The sequence below is a fragment of the Sphingobium sp. genome, from assembly GCF_003248505.1.
Classification (GTDB): domain Bacteria; phylum Pseudomonadota; class Alphaproteobacteria; order Sphingomonadales; family Sphingomonadaceae; genus Sphingobium.
In genome coordinates this window covers 20240-34041 of record NZ_QFOA01000034.1, presented here as the reverse complement: position 1 = coordinate 34041, position 13802 = coordinate 20240, and the positions used below count along the sequence as shown (strand labels likewise).

General features: G+C 65.0%; 16 protein-coding genes and 1 pseudogene. 8 read left to right on the top strand and 9 right to left on the bottom strand.

What is annotated here, in order from left to right:
* Positions 1–271 (top strand): annotated as a pseudogene (locus tag DI606_RS11870) (hypothetical protein); the annotation flags it as partial.
* Positions 272–281: 10 nt separating this feature from the next.
* Here DI606_RS11870 and DI606_RS11865 read toward each other — a convergent pair.
* The 4 genes from DI606_RS11865 to DI606_RS11850 all read right to left on the bottom strand — a co-directional run bounded on the left by DI606_RS11865 (position 282) and on the right by DI606_RS11850 (position 4437).
* Positions 282–1637, bottom strand: a complete 1356-nt coding sequence (locus DI606_RS11865) for an amidohydrolase (protein ID WP_293983153.1) — start codon at positions 1635–1637, stop codon at positions 282–284.
* A gap of 120 nt (positions 1638–1757) precedes the next feature.
* Positions 1758–2309 (bottom strand): opacity protein, encoded by a 552-nt coding sequence (locus DI606_RS11860; RefSeq protein ID WP_293983150.1) that lies wholly within the window; start codon positions 2307–2309, stop codon positions 1758–1760.
* Positions 2310–2455: 146 nt separating this feature from the next.
* Entirely contained in the window at positions 2456–3247 is a 792-nt protein-coding gene (locus tag DI606_RS11855) for a 3-hydroxybutyrate dehydrogenase (RefSeq protein ID WP_293983147.1), read from the bottom strand.
* Entirely contained in the window at positions 3244–4437 is a 1194-nt protein-coding gene (locus tag DI606_RS11850) for a DUF3734 domain-containing protein (RefSeq protein ID WP_293983144.1), read from the bottom strand. Before DI606_RS11850 ends, DI606_RS11855 begins: the two co-directional genes overlap by 4 nt.
* A gap of 148 nt (positions 4438–4585) precedes the next feature.
* Between DI606_RS11850 and DI606_RS11845 the strand changes: the two genes are divergently transcribed.
* A complete protein-coding gene (locus tag DI606_RS11845; RefSeq protein WP_293983161.1) occupies positions 4586–5467 on the top strand; it encodes a neutral zinc metallopeptidase in 882 nt (293 codons plus the stop codon).
* 3 nt (positions 5468–5470) lie between these two features.
* Here the strand turns inward: DI606_RS11845 and DI606_RS11840 are convergent, their stop codons facing one another.
* Positions 5471–5779, bottom strand: coding sequence for a hypothetical protein (locus DI606_RS11840; protein ID WP_293983142.1), 309 nt, complete (start codon positions 5777–5779; stop codon positions 5471–5473).
* 64 nt (positions 5780–5843) lie between these two features.
* A complete protein-coding gene (locus tag DI606_RS11835; RefSeq protein WP_293983139.1) occupies positions 5844–6032 on the bottom strand; it encodes a hypothetical protein in 189 nt (62 codons plus the stop codon).
* Positions 6033–6128: 96 nt separating this feature from the next.
* Here DI606_RS11835 and DI606_RS11830 point away from each other — a divergent pair, with 96 nt between their 5' ends.
* The 6 genes from DI606_RS11830 to xth all read left to right on the top strand — a co-directional run bounded on the left by DI606_RS11830 (position 6129) and on the right by xth (position 12118).
* Positions 6129–8831: a bifunctional [glutamine synthetase] adenylyltransferase/[glutamine synthetase]-adenylyl-L-tyrosine phosphorylase gene (locus DI606_RS11830; protein ID WP_293983136.1), complete on the top strand. Its 2703-nt coding sequence runs from the start codon at positions 6129–6131 to the stop codon at positions 8829–8831.
* Entirely contained in the window at positions 8815–9279 is a 465-nt protein-coding gene (gene bcp, locus DI606_RS11825; RefSeq protein ID WP_293983133.1) for a thioredoxin-dependent thiol peroxidase, read from the top strand. The genes DI606_RS11830 and bcp overlap by 17 nt, the downstream gene beginning before the upstream one ends.
* The gene (locus DI606_RS11820; RefSeq protein WP_293983130.1) at positions 9276–10085 is read left to right on the top strand and encodes a ferritin-like domain-containing protein; all 810 of its coding nucleotides are present in this window, start codon (positions 9276–9278) and stop codon (positions 10083–10085) included. The genes bcp and DI606_RS11820 overlap by 4 nt, the downstream gene beginning before the upstream one ends.
* Positions 10086–10249: 164 nt before the next feature.
* Positions 10250–10921 (top strand): M23 family metallopeptidase, encoded by a 672-nt coding sequence (locus tag DI606_RS11815; RefSeq protein WP_293983128.1) that lies wholly within the window; start codon positions 10250–10252, stop codon positions 10919–10921.
* Positions 10922–11003: 82 nt separating this feature from the next.
* Positions 11004–11330 carry an iron-sulfur cluster assembly accessory protein gene (locus tag DI606_RS11810; RefSeq protein WP_293983125.1) on the top strand — a complete coding sequence of 109 codons (327 nt, stop codon included), beginning with the start codon at positions 11004–11006 and terminating at the stop codon, positions 11328–11330.
* 11 nt (positions 11331–11341) lie between these two features.
* Positions 11342–12118, top strand: a complete 777-nt coding sequence (gene xth / locus DI606_RS11805; RefSeq protein ID WP_293983122.1) for an exodeoxyribonuclease III — start codon at positions 11342–11344, stop codon at positions 12116–12118.
* A gap of 3 nt (positions 12119–12121) precedes the next feature.
* Here xth and DI606_RS11800 read toward each other — a convergent pair whose 3' ends face one another.
* Genes DI606_RS11800 through DI606_RS11790 form a run of 3 tightly spaced genes read right to left on the bottom strand, consistent with a single transcriptional unit; the run spans position 12122 to position 13772 of the window.
* Complete coding sequence (locus DI606_RS11800; RefSeq protein ID WP_293983119.1) at positions 12122–12769, bottom strand: heme exporter protein CcmB; 648 nt, start codon at positions 12767–12769, stop codon at positions 12122–12124.
* Positions 12766–13368 carry a heme ABC exporter ATP-binding protein CcmA gene (ccmA, locus tag DI606_RS11795; RefSeq protein WP_293983116.1) on the bottom strand — a complete coding sequence of 201 codons (603 nt, stop codon included), beginning with the start codon at positions 13366–13368 and terminating at the stop codon, positions 12766–12768. Before ccmA ends, DI606_RS11800 begins: the two co-directional genes overlap by 4 nt.
* A complete protein-coding gene (locus DI606_RS11790) occupies positions 13365–13772 on the bottom strand; it encodes a metallopeptidase family protein (RefSeq protein ID WP_293983113.1) in 408 nt (135 codons plus the stop codon). Before DI606_RS11790 ends, ccmA begins: the two co-directional genes overlap by 4 nt.
* Positions 13773–13802 lie beyond the last annotated feature (30 nt).

Sequence of the window (13802 nt, the reverse complement as noted above, 5' to 3'; positions counted from 1 at the left end):
CGGTCACGAAATAGAGAAGGCCATTGCAGGCCTGCCGTGCCAAGCCTCCGAGCACAGGAAACTGTGCGACATCAGCGAAATGGCGATCCAGAGCCAGGAGACGGCCGCCGCGTTCCAGAAGTTACTGGCGAACAAGGCCATTCAGGCCCAACGGCTCGCGTTCGTCACCAACCGCGCTTTGGCGCGTTTGCAGGCGCGCCGACTCAACGCTCGCCCCGGAATAGCGTTTTTCGGCGACGAGCGGTCTGCCAGGGCCTGGCTGAGCGCCTGATCCTCGGTTTCTATTTCTTGAGGATGTCGAGCGCCAGCACGGTCATCGCCTCGCTAGCCGTTCCGATCACCTGATCGGCTTGCGGTGCCCAAAACGGGCTGTGGAGCGAGGGCAGTTCGGCCTGGCCCGCCTTTGCCGCGGCGAGTTTATCGGCGGGCACGCCACCGACCCAGAAGATGAAGCTGTTGATGCTCTTGTCCGCGCGGTAAAAGCGACCGAAATCTTCGCCGCCCATGACCGCGGTCGTGCGCACCACGCGACCTTCGGGAAAATGGGCCTTGAGGATGCCCGCCATCTGTTCGGCGAATTCGGGCGGGTTGTAGGTGGACGGGGTGAATTCGTCCTTGACGGTCACCACCGGCATTTTGTCGTCCGGCAAGCCCGCGGCAATCGCCTCGCCCCGCGCGATCCGCCGGACGCCCTCGATCAACTTCGTGCGGGTTTCGTCCGAATAGCTGCGAATGGTCAGCAGCAGTTTGGCTTCGTCGGGGATGATATTATGCTTTGCACCGCCCTGAAAACTGCCCACCGTGACGACGGCGGGGTCCTGCGGGTCCTGTTCGCGACTGATGAGCGTTTGGAGGCTGGTGACGATTCGCGCGCCCAGCACGATCGGGTCCTTTGTCGTTTGCGGATAGGCGCCGTGGCCGCCGACCCCCTTCACGACGATGTCCACGCTGTCCACATTGGCAAGGGCATAGCCCGGCGTGTATCCGATCTGCCCGGCGGCAAGGTTCGCCGCATCGTGAAAGGCGATGGCGTGGGTCGGGCGAGGGAAGCGGGTGTAAAGCCCGTCTTCCAGCATATCGCGCGCGCCCTTGCCCACTTCTTCGGCGGGCTGAAGGATCATGACCAGCGTGCCGCTCCAATCCTTGCGCCGCGCGGCCAGCAGCTTGGCCGTTTCGATGAAGGCAGTCATGTGCGTGTCATGCCCGCACGCGTGCATGACGCCCGTTTCCACGCCTTCGGGCGTCTTGGTCCGCACTTTGGACGCGAACGGGAGTCCGGTCTGCTCGACCACCGGCAACGCGTCCATGTCCGCACGGATCAACAGCACCGGGCCGGACCCGTTCTTCATCACCGCGACGACACCGGTGCCGCCTACCTTTTCGGTCACGTCGAATTTCATCGCCCGCAACCGTTTGGCGAGCTTGGCGGCGGTGTTGACTTCCTGAAGGGAGAGTTCGGGATTGGCGTGCAGGTCGCGGTACAGCGTCATCAGCCCGTCCATGTCCTTCGCGATCGCCGTGCCGATCTCGCTCTGCGGCGCAGGTGTTGATTGCGCGGCGGCGGGGGCGGGCGTCTGGGCGGCGGCGATGGTCGAAAGGCTGGCGGCGGCCAGGATGGCCGTGAACGCATGACGCATGTGCGAATGTCTCCTTTATTGGGGAGAACATAGACCCAAAAGCGCGGGGGGAAAGGGGCAAAAGAAAAGGCCCGCTTCCTCTGGGGAAACGGGCCTTCTGCTATGAAAGGGTGAACCCTATCAGAGGTGGAACACCAGGCCCGCCATCGGACGGAAGCTGTCCCAGTCATAGGTGTCGACCTGGAAGCGGACGCGCACGCCGCTGTTGCCGGTCAGACCGCCCAGACCGATTTCCTTGGGTCCGACTTCGACGCCCAGACCGTACATCCAGTCCTTGCGGTCGGGCCAGCCACGCTTGCCGTTGACCCACTGATAGCCAGCCGAAACGTACAGCAGGCCGCTTTCACCGGCGCGCGCGCCGACGCGGCCCTTGACGCCATATTCCCAGTCGATGTCGCTGAAGCCCTTGGTGGCGTTACCTTCAACGCCGACGAACACCGGGCCGAGCGGAACGTTGACGCCTGCGATGCCGCTGATCAGCGCGCCGTTCATGACGGTCTGATTGGCGGTGCGACCGAACTCGCTGCCACGGTCGAAGGTGTGATAACCACCCAGAACGCCGACATAGGGTTCGACGCCGAAAGCGTCGGTGCCGTCGGGTGCGGTTTCCTGCGCGAAAGCAGCCGAAGGCAGCGCGGCGACCATCGCCGCGGCGAGGAGATATTTCTTCATAGATGAAATCCTGCGAGTTGTTGTGCGTTTGCGGTTTGCGTTTGCGCGATATCTAACCCACGGGAAAGTTCCGAAGTTTCCTCCATGACATGAAAATCTCGCCGCGTTGCAAAAAAGCAACGATACCTGTCTGGCAGATGAATGCGCTACTGCGCCGTCCACCCACCGTCGATGCTGAGATTTGCGCCGGTAACCTGCGCCGCTACGTCGCTGCACAGGTAGAGCGCGGTCGCGGCCACCTGCTCGGCGGTGACAAATTCCTTGGTCGGCTGTCCCGCCAGCAACACGTCGTTCATCACCTGCTCGCGGGTCATGCCCCGGGCTTTCATCGTGTCGGGGATCTGGTTTTCGACCAATGGGGTCCAGACATAGCCGGGCGATATGCAGTTGGCGGTTATGCCATGGGTCGCGACTTCCAGCGCCACCGTCTTTGTGAAGCCCGCCAGGCCGTGCTTCGCAGTCACATAGGCCGCCTTGAACGGCGACGCGACGAGCGAGTGGGCAGACGCGGTCTGGATGATCCGCCCCCACTTCTTCTGCTTCATATAGGGAATGGCGAGGCGCGTGGTGTGAAACGCGGCGTTCAGGTTCAGCGCGATGATAAGATCCCACTTGTCGATCGGGAATTCCTCCACCGGCGCGACGTGCTGCATCCCGGCATTGTTGATGAGGATGTCAACGCCGCCGAAGGCATCGGCCGCTTCCTTCATCATCGCCTCGATCTGGTCCACCTTGGTAAGGTCATGACCGGAATAGAGCGCCTTCCCACCCGACAGGCTCTCAAGGCCCGCACGTTCCTTTTCGATCGCGTCGGCATCACCGAAACCGTTGATGACCACATTGGCACCCTCGCCCGCCAACGCCTTGGCATAAGCGAGGCCGATGCCCGAAGTGGAACCGGTGATGAGGGCGGTCTTGCCGGCGAGGGACTTACTCATGCGCTCTTCTCCTTGAGATGATCGGGGGCGTCGAGGTCGAAGGTGGAACTACGCCCGTTGACGATGTTGCGAGCGATCAGGTCGCCCTTGTGCATGACTTCCTCCACCGCTTCGCGACCCTGGCTCCAATGGTCGAGCATGGTCGAGCGGGAGAATTCGAAGTCCTTCGCGCCGCTTTCCCAGTTACGGGTGCGATAGATCAGGTGCACGATGTTGACCGATCCCTCGTCCAGGCACTGGCGCAACGCCTGCGCTTCTGCGCCGTGCTGCATATCGGGAGGGAGCTTGTCGAGCAGCGCCTTGATCGCGCCATGTTCGCGACGCAGGCGCAGATACTGATCGGTCACCTGCCGGGTGCGGCTGCTGTACTGGATGTCCTTCATACGCGAATAGACATCGGTCATCTGCCGGGGCATCGGCCCTTCGGCGGGGAAGAGATCGACCTGAAAGACCAGCATGTCTTCGGTCTGGTGGTTAAGGACATGGGCGAGCGGCGTATTCGACACGATCCCGCCGTCCCAATACCATCGCCCGTCGATCTCGATGGGGGGCAAGCCGGGGGGCAGCGCGCCCGACGCCATGATGTGTCGCGCGTCGATGCGCGTGTTGCCGCCTTGTCCGCGCGTATCCCAATAGGCGAAATTGCCCGACTCCACGTCCACCGCGCCCACCGACAGACGCACCGGCCCATCGTTCAGCAGATCCCAGTCGACGCAGGCGTCCAGTGTCTCCTTCAGCGGCGCGCTGTCGTAGAAGCTGATCGCGCCCGGCGTCCCTTCGGGCATCAGCGTCGCGGGCCACAGGCGCGGGCGAAACATGCCCGGCACGCCGAAGCCGGCCACGATGCTGGCGGCGGTCAGGTGCGCCGCTTCGCGGATATGATCGATTTCGGGGAGGATGACATTGGGCATTCCGCCCGAGACGGTATACCAGAATTTCTTGAGGCGGCTGATGCGGCGATGGGGGGGATTGCCTGCGATGATGGCGGCATTCACCGCACCGATGGAAATGCCCGCGACCCAGCTGACATCGACGCCCAGTTCGTCCAGCCGTTCGTAGACGCCTGACTGGTACGAGCCGAGCGCGCCGCCGCCCTGCAACAAAAGGGCGACCTCACGCGGCAGCGGCAGCGGAGTGCGCGCGCGGCGATGGAGTTTGGGATCGGACGGATAGGGGTCTATGTCTGCCATGTCGCACTGCAATATAGAAAGTGGTTGCGCCATTCCAACTGAACTTATCGTCACAATTGCTTTTGGCGGCGCAACTTTTCGGGCAGACGGACGGTTCCCTCGGCGATCGGATCGCCTGGGGAACGATCGCCGGACAGGGGAGGGCATGATGCGGCTCGACGACGAACAGGAAAGCAGCCATTTCGAAGTGCAGGACGGCCGGGGTGGCGGCCTTGGCGGCGGCGGGCTGGGCGGGGGACTCGGCATGTTGCTCCCCCTCATCGGCAGCCGGTTCGGCTGCGGCGGCATCGTTGTGGTCCTCATCATCATGGTCGTCATGGGGATGAACCCGCTCAGCCTCATGGGCGGCGGCGGTGGCGGCCAGTCGGTGCAGACGGAAAAGCCCCGGCTGGAGGATCTTTCCGCCGTGCAACGTACGTCGCTCAAGGTGCTGGGATCGACCGAGCGGCGCTGGAGCGACATCTTCAAGGCGCATGGACAGCAATATCCGCCCCCCACGCTCGTCTTTTACAGCCAGGACGGGCAATCGGGTTGCGGAGCGGCGATGTCGGCGATGGGGCCGTTCTATTGCCCTGCCGATCAGCGCATTTACCTCGACACCGATTTCTTTCGTGAGATGGAAACGAAATTCAACGCGCCGGGCGACTTTCCCATCGGCTACATCATCGCGCACGAAGTCGGCCACCACATCCAGACCATCACCGGCGAGGCGGACCGCATCCGCAAGGCGCAGCAGCGAGCGAGCGAGGCGGAAGGCAACGCGCTTCAGGTCAAGATGGAATTGCAGGCCGACTGCTATGCCGGTGTCTGGGCGGCGCGCGACACCAATCTCATGGAGCCGGGCGACCTGGAGGAAGGGATGCGGGCGGCGCAGGCCATCGGCGACGATACGCTTCAGAAAGCCGCCGGGCGGCGACCCGTGCCCGAAAGCTTCACACATGGCACCGGCGCGCAGCGCATGGAGTGGCTGCGCAAGGGGCTATCTACTGGCGATCCGGCCCAGTGCGATACATTCGGCGGCGCGATCTAAGGTTTAGCGGCTGGCATTGTGCAAGTCGTCTGGCGCATCCTGTGCGTTGGTCGCGCCCAGCGGCATCATCGGCTCTCCCGCCCCGGGCAACGGTTGGCCGAAGGCGGGGGCCGGGCCCGTCGCTGGCATCGGCGCTGGGGTAGGCTCCGGCGAAGGCGCGGACGGGGGCGAATAGCTCCGAACCGGTGGCAGGGCGGTGGCGGGCAGGGGAGCCGCCGCAGCAGCATGCCGCCTGCTGGACATCGAATCAGCGATGATCGCCAGCAACGGGGCGAGCAACAAAGTGACGACTGCGAAAATACGATAGTTCATGCCGACCATCCGCTAAGAAGGACGGCGCATTCTATCGCGAAACCGTTAATGCGATGCTGACGGCCTAGTGCCGGTCGAGCTTGGCGAGCAGGGCCATCATGTCGGCGGGCAATGAGTCGCGCGCTGGCGAAAAGGTCGATTGCAGCGCGTTTCCGACGCCCTCATAGGGCTCGGGAACGCGGACGGTGACGAGATGGCGTGCCGTGTCTCGCTCCGCTGCCGATCGGCCGATGGATTTGCCCTGTAGGTTCATGCCATCAGAACGGCCATATTGCACAAAAGTTTCTGGCAATCGTCGATTGTGGGGACAATAGCACCGACCCGGATAAAAAAAGGCTGGAGAGTCAAGGTGACCCAATGGGCACAAACGGAAGACAGGATCAGAGCGCATTCGCCTTTTCTGGCGCGAGCGCTGGACCGCTTCCCCACGGTGACGCAGGCGCTTCGTGCCGAGGATTTCGAAGGCGCGCTTGCAGCGGCGCGCAACGTCGCGACACCCGACGACGCGGTCGCCCGATCGCTGAGGCGGCGGCGCGGTGCGCTGGCGCTCGCAGTCGCGGGCGCGGATCTCGCCGGGGCATGGGATGTCGACAGGGTCACGCAAACGCTGTCCGATTTCGCCGATCGGGCGCTGGAGGAAGCGCTGTCCGCCGCCTTGCACGAACGCTATCCCGACGCCGACCGCCGGGGCTTCGTCGTCCTCGCGCTAGGCAAGCATGGCAGCCGCGAACTCAACTATTCGTCCGACATCGATCCGATCCTGCTCTACGATCCTCGCACGATGCCCCATGGCGAGCGGGAGGATGTCGCGGACGCCGCCGTGCGCATCGGTCGCCGCATAAGCGAACTGCTCACCGCTCGCGACGGCGACGGTTATGTCTTCCGCGTCGACCTGCGGCTGCGCCCTTCGCCCGAAGCCACGCCCATCGCGCTGCCGGTGGACGCGGCCATCGGCTATTATGAATCGACCGCGCTCGGATGGGAGCAGGCAGCCTTCATCCGTGCCCGTCCAGCAGCGGGGGACAAGGGGCTGGGCGAGGATTTCCTGCGCCAGATCCGTCCTTTCGTTTGGCGACGCAGCCTCGATTTCGGAGCGATCGACGCCATCGTCGATATCAGCCGCCGCATCCGCGACCATTATGCGCAGGGGCAGGCCTTCGGGCCGGGTTACGATCTCAAACGCGGCCGCGGCGGCATTCGCGAAGTCGAATTTTTCGCGCAGGTGCATCAGTTGATCCACGGCGGGCGCGATCCCTCGCTCCGGTCCGGCAACACGCGCGAAGCGCTGCGCGCTTTGGCGGCGGCGGGCGTGATCGAGCGCGACGTCGCTGACCGGCTGGACGCAGCCTATGTCCTCTTCCGCACCGTCGAGCACCGGCTCCAGATGGTCGAGGACCGGCAGACCCACGAACTTCCGAAATCGCCCGACGCACTCGACGATGTCGCGCGGCTGCACGGCCTCGCCGATGGCGCGGCGCTGATCGAGACGCTGCGCCCTCATGTCGAATGGGTGGGTCGCAACTATGATCGCCTGACCCCGGACAGGGAGGACGCCTCGCTCTCGCGCGATGAGGAGCGGCTGAAGGCGCAGCTGGCGGACATGGGGTTCGTCGACGCCGACACGCCGCTCGCCCGGATTGCGCGCTGGCGCGGCGGCACGGTCCGTGCGCTACGCAGCGCACCCTCGCGTGAGGCACTGGAGGCGCTGCTGCCGGGCCTCATGCGCGCGCTCGCCACCGCGCCCGATCCATCGCGCGCGCTCAACCGGCTGGACGACATGATCGCTCGCCTGCCGAGCGCGATCAACTTCTTCAAGCTCCTCGCCGCGCGCCCCGCGCTGGTCGGGTTGCTGGCCGAGATATTGAGTCACGCGCCGACGCTCGCCGATGCGTTGGGACGCCGGGCCGAGCTGCTCGACGGCTTGATCGACGCCTCTGCCTTCGACCCTGCGCCGCTCGTGGAGCCATTGACCGCGCAGTTCGCCGCGCTGGAACCGGGTGAGGATTATCAGGCGCTGCTCGACCGCGTGCGTCAGCGTGTCAACGACCGCCGCTTCGCCATCGGTGCGCAGATCATCCGTGGCGGCGACCCGCTGGAAGCGGGCAGGGGCTATGGCCGCGTCGCAGAAGCCGCCATCCGCGCCCTGGCAGGCGGCACGGTGGCGGAATTCGAAAGCGTTCATGGAAAGGTTCCGGGCGGCGAACTGCTGATCCTCGCACTGGGCCGCATGGGCGGCGGCGTTCTCACTCACGCCTCGGACCTCGACCTCGTCTACCTCTTCACCGGCGACTTCGCGACGGAGAGCGACGGGGAAAAGCCGCTGGGCGCGACGCAATATTTCAACCGCCTGGCGCAGCGTATCACCAACGCCCTGTCGGTGCAGACCGCCTCTGGCCGCCTCTACGAAGTCGATACCCGGCTGCGACCGTCCGGCGCGCAGGGGCTGCTGGCCGTCAGCCTCGACAGCTTCGCCCGCTACCAGCGGGAGGAAGCGTGGACGTGGGAGCATCTGGCACTCACCCGCGCGCGTGCCGTGTTCGGATCGGCGGAAGCGCGCGCCGCGCTCGACGCCGTGCTTGCCGAAACGCTGCGGCATCCGCGCGATCTCGACAGTCTGGCGCGCGAAGCGGTCAAGATGCGCGGCGACATAGCGCGGCATAAGCCGCCCGCCGGTGATTTCGACGTCAAACTGGTGCCGGGCGGACTGGTCGATCTGGAATTCCTCATCCATGTGAGCCAGTTCCGCCATCGCATGGCGTTCGACCCCGACCTGTCGGTGGCGCTCGCCGATCTCGTCGCGGCGGGACATCTGCCCTCGAGCCTTGTGGCGGCGCACGATCTCATCACCCGCTTTCTCATCGTTTCCCGCCTCGTCTCACCGGCGTCGACGGAACCGCAGGAGGCGACGCGTCCGCTGGTCGCACGGGCGTGCGGCGCTGACTCTTGGGACAGTCTGCTTGAAAGCTATGCCAAGGCGCGGCAATGCGTATCGGCAAGCTGGGGCGCGCTCGCCGCCCCCTATCAGGAGGTTCGAGATGCTGGACAAGGGTGATGCCATTCCCGCCGTGACGCTGAAGGACGCCGACGGTGTCGACTTCACGCTCGATGCCTATCGCGGCAAGCCTGTGGTGGTGTATTTCTATCCCAAGGCCGATACCCCCGGCTGCACCAACGAAGCGAAGGATTTCACCGCGCTCGCCGACGAATATGCGCAGGCGGGCGTGCCCGTGATCGCCATATCGAAGGACAAGCCGGGCAAGCTCGCGAAATTCGCGGAAAAATACGGTCTTTCCGTCATCCTCGCTTCCGACGAGGAAAGCGGCGCTGCGTGCGAGGCTTTCGGCACCTGGGTCGAAAAGTCGCTCTATGGCCGCAAATATATGGGGATAGAGCGCGCCACATTCCTGTTCGACGCGAACGGCCATGTCGCCCGCGTCTGGCCCAAGGTCAAGGTAAAGGGCCATGCGCAGGAAGTTCTGGAGGCCGCGCAGGCAATTTGACCCTTCCCGGTTGCATCGACAGCGTGGGTGCGGCCTGCGCTCATATATTGCTGACACCCGATCCGGCGTCCAAGCTGATGGCCGCGCGGGCGGCGGCGCGAGCCTGGCGGCTTGGGCGATTGGCGCATCGTTTCGATACGACCATGCCCGACCGCCCCGCGCGCCCCGCCGCGCCCGAACTGCTGCCGCCCAACCGGATGCCGAGGCGCGGCAGGATCGGGTCGGAACGCGCACGGGCCGCCATGCTCCACGCGCTCGCCCATATTGAATTCGTCGCCATCGACCTGGCGTTCGACCTCGTCGGTCGTTTCGGCGCGCAGTTCCCCGCCGCCTTCACCGACGACTGGATGCGGGTCGGCGCGGACGAGGCGATGCATTTCGCCCTGCTCGACCGCAGGCTGCGTCAATTGGGAAGTCATTACGGCGCGCTCCCTGCCCATGACGGGTTGTGGCAAGCGGCGGAGGAGACGGCGCACGACGCGCTCGCCCGCCTTGCCATCGTACCCATGGTTCTGGAGGCGCGCGCGCTCGACATCACGCCTGCCACGGTGGAACGGTTCGAAAGTGCAGGGGACCCTGTGTCCGCCCGGATACTCGGTCGCATCATGACAGACGAGATTCGGCATGTCGCGGCAGGGACCGGATGGTTCGGCTGGGCGACGAACGGATGGGGGCTGAACGCCGCCAGTCATTACCAAATCCTTGTGAAAAGGCATTTTCGCGGCGGCCTTAAGCCGCCGTTCAACGACTCGGCGCGCAGGCAGGCCGGTTTGACCGAAGATTTTTACGCCGCGCTTGCAAGCTGAGCCGGGATTTGCAGTCTGCGCTCAGCGGGGGCGATCCAGTCGCCAAATTCGGAAACACGGGAAGCGCCGAGGGGCCACAACCTCCGGTGACATAAGTCGGGGTCTGCATGTCGGTTCTTCATTCGAATAATGTACGTGGGTCGCTTCGGTTCCGATCTGCCAATATGGTTATCAAGGCTGTAACCGGTCTGGGCATCGTCGGAACGCTTTGTGCGATGGCCCCGGCCCAGGCCTCGGAAAGCGACGATCCCTACGGCGACGCATCCGAAATCAACATGAGCGCCCTCGGTCCGGCCGATGTCGGCTTTTCCAATCTCTTCGCCAGCCTCCAGCGTATGGACGGCAATGTCAAAACCGCCGCCTACATCCCCTCGGGCCGCCCGGTAGACAAGCTTTCGCTCACCTCCAACTTCGGCGTTCGGACAGACCCGTTCAACGGGCATGCGCGGATGCATAAGGGCGTCGACATTCCGGGTCCGGTCGGTACGCCGATCCACGCCACTGCCGACGGAATCGTCAGTCGCTCGGGCTGGGCCAGCGGCTACGGCAACCTCGTCCAGATCTCGCACGGCAGCGGCATGGAAACGCGCTATGGCCACATGTCCAAGCTGCTGGTCGCCGAAAACAGCTATGTGAAGCGCGGCCAGATCATCGGCCTCATGGGTTCGACCGGTCGTTCGACCGGCAGTCATCTTCATTACGAAGTCCGTCTTGACGGCGCTGCGATCAACCCCATCCCCTTCGTCACCGGCTCCGACTATCTGATGGCCGTGAACACCAAGCCTCCGGTCGCCATGGGCGGCCCTACAAAGGCGGAAGAAAAGGCGATCGACTGATCGATCCTTTTTCCGAGAGTTTCGCAAAGGCCCGGCAGCAACGCTTGCCGGGCCTTTTGCTTATCCCTATCTGGTGTCCATCATGGCCGACATCGATCTGACCCCCTCAGCCGCCGCGCGCGTCGCGGCGATTGCCTCCAAGCAGGGCAAGCCCGCGATCCTTCGACTTTCGGTGGAGGGGGGCGGCTGTTCGGGCTTCCAGTATCGCTTCGGCCTGGCCGAGGCCGTTGAGCCGGCTGACCTCAGTGTTGAGCGTGACGGCGTGACGCTGGTGGTGGACGATGTCAGCATCGACCTGGTGCGCGGCGCGGCGGTCGATTTCGTGTCGGACCTCGGCGGACAGGCGTTCAAGGTCACCAACCCCAACGCCACCGCCGGATGCGGTTGCGGCACCAGCTTTTCGGTGTGAACCGATAACCGATGCGCATCGCCACCTTCAACATCAACGGTATCAAGGCACGCTTGCCGCGCCTGTTGGAATGGCTCGATGAAACGCGTCCCGATGTCGCTTGCCTTCAGGAAATCAAGACCAGCGACGACACCTTTCCGGCGAAGGATATCGAAGCGGCGGGCTATGGTGCGATCTGGCACGGGCAAAAGGGTTTCAACGGCGTCGCCATCCTCGCGCGCGGGGAAACGCCGGTGGAAGTCCGGCGCGGGCTGGAGGGGGAGGCGGAGGACGAACATAGCCGCTATCTCGAAGCGGACGTGAAGGGGGTTCGCATCGCGTCGATCTACCTTCCCAACGGCAATCCGCAGCCCGGTCCCAAATTCGACTATAAGCTGCGCTGGATGAAGCGATTGCGCACACGTGCCGCCGAAATCTGGGCGGAAGAAGTGCCTGCGGTGCTGGCGGGCGACTATAATGTCATCCCGCGAGACGTGGACACCTATTCGGTGAAGGCGATGGCCGACGATGCGCTGATGCAGCCGGAAAGCCGCGCTGCCTATCGTCGTCTGCTGGGCGATGGCTGGACCGACGCTATTCTGTCGCGCCATCCTGCCGGTGGCGTGTGGACCTTCTGGGATTATCAAATGAACGCCTGGCCGCGTGACGCGGGGTTTCGCATCGATCATCTGTTGCTCAGCCCCGCCGCTGCCGACCGCCTGATCGACGCGCAGGTAGACAAGGAGTTTCGCGGCAGGGAAAAGGCGAGCGATCACGCTCCCACCTGGGTGGAACTGAGCGAGGCTTGACGGTTATTCGCGCCCGGCGCGGATCGCGGCTCCGCCGGCGAAGGGCGTGATCGCGACCAACAGCAACGATGCCGCGCCCAGAAACTTGAGCGCCGCGCCGCTGCCGTCGCCCAGCGACCCCGCCCCGAAGATCAGCAGCGGCACTGCCAGCGGCAACGCCAGCAACCCGGCGAGCGCTCCGCTCGATCGCAGCCCCGCCGTCAGCGTCGCGACCAACAGCCCCAGCGCCGCCAGTGCGGGCGTGCCCAGCAGCAGCCCGGTCTCCAGCTTGAGAATCGTCGCACCGTCCAGCTTCAGCAGCGCGGCGGCAGGCAAAGTCGCCAGCATCAGCGGCGGCCCGAAGCTCAGCCAGTGCGCGATCAGCCTTGCCGCCACCAGCATCTCTTCCCCGATCCCGCGCAGAGCGATCTGGTCGAGGATGCCCGCATCGCGGTCCGGGGCGATCAGCCGGTCGACCGGCAGCAGGCACGCGAGCAACGCAGCGATCCAGATCATGCCGCCGCCCGTCCGGGCGAGCACGGCGGCATCCGGGCCGACCGCAAAGGGGTAGAGGCTGGCGACGAGCAGAAGGAACGCGACGGGCAGCCACAGCCCCGCCGACGCCCACGCCTGCCGCAGGTCGCGCGCGATGAGGCGGCAAAGCAAATTCATCCCGCAACCTGCGGGACATAGTCGCTGAGTTCGATCGTCATGGCGGCGGGGAGGGGGAGCGGCTGATGCGACGCGGCAAGCAGGATGCCGCCCCGTTCCAGATGCGCCCCAATCGCGTCCCCCAGCCGACTGAGCGACCCGTCGTCCAGTCCGTTTCCCGGCTCGTCCAGCAACCAGATGGGCGCGCCGCTCGCAATGACGCGCGCCAGCATCGCGCGCTTGCGTTGCCCGGTGGACAGCATCCGCACCGGAACTTGCCTTAAGGGGGAAAGCGCCATGGCGTCGAGCGCGGCGCCTACCGATTCGGGCGGTGCGCCGTCCAGCCCCGCCCAGAAGCCCAGCGCGCGTTCCAGCGATGCGTCCTGGTCCAGAGCCAGCCGCTCGTCGCTCATCGCCATGGCCCCCTCGCATTCCACCGACCCGGCATAGGGGCGCAGCAATCCCGCGCACAGGCGCAGCAGGCTGGACTTGCCGATGCCGTTGGGTCCGGTCAGCAGCGCAGCGCCGCCCGGCCCTATGTCCAGCGAAACGCCCCGGAACAGCAGCCGCTCGCCGCGCAGGCAGGCAACGTCGCGCAGGCGCAGGGCCGCGCCGCTCATGGCGCGACCATATCCTCCAACACATGCATGTCGATGTCCGACAGGCCGAAATGATGGCCGATCTCATGCACGACGACATGGGTGATGAGCGCATCGAGCGGCACGCCCGTTTCCACCCATTCGTCCAGCAGCGGGCGACGATAGAGATGCACTGTAGGTGGAGCGTCCCCGGTCTGCGCTTCCTGCCCGACCGGACGACCGGTATACAGGCCGGTGAGGCCGAACGGATCGTCGATCTCCATGTCCTTCAACACATCCTCATCCGCGAATTCCTCGACGAACAGGACGACATGGGCCAGATGCTCGCTGAAGGGCGCAGGCAGGCGGGACAGCGCCTCCAGCGCCAGCGTCTCGATCTGTTGCGGCGTGGGCGGGAGAAGGGGCGGTTGACCGTGGGATGCCATGGCTGGCACATAAGCCAAACAATACAGCCG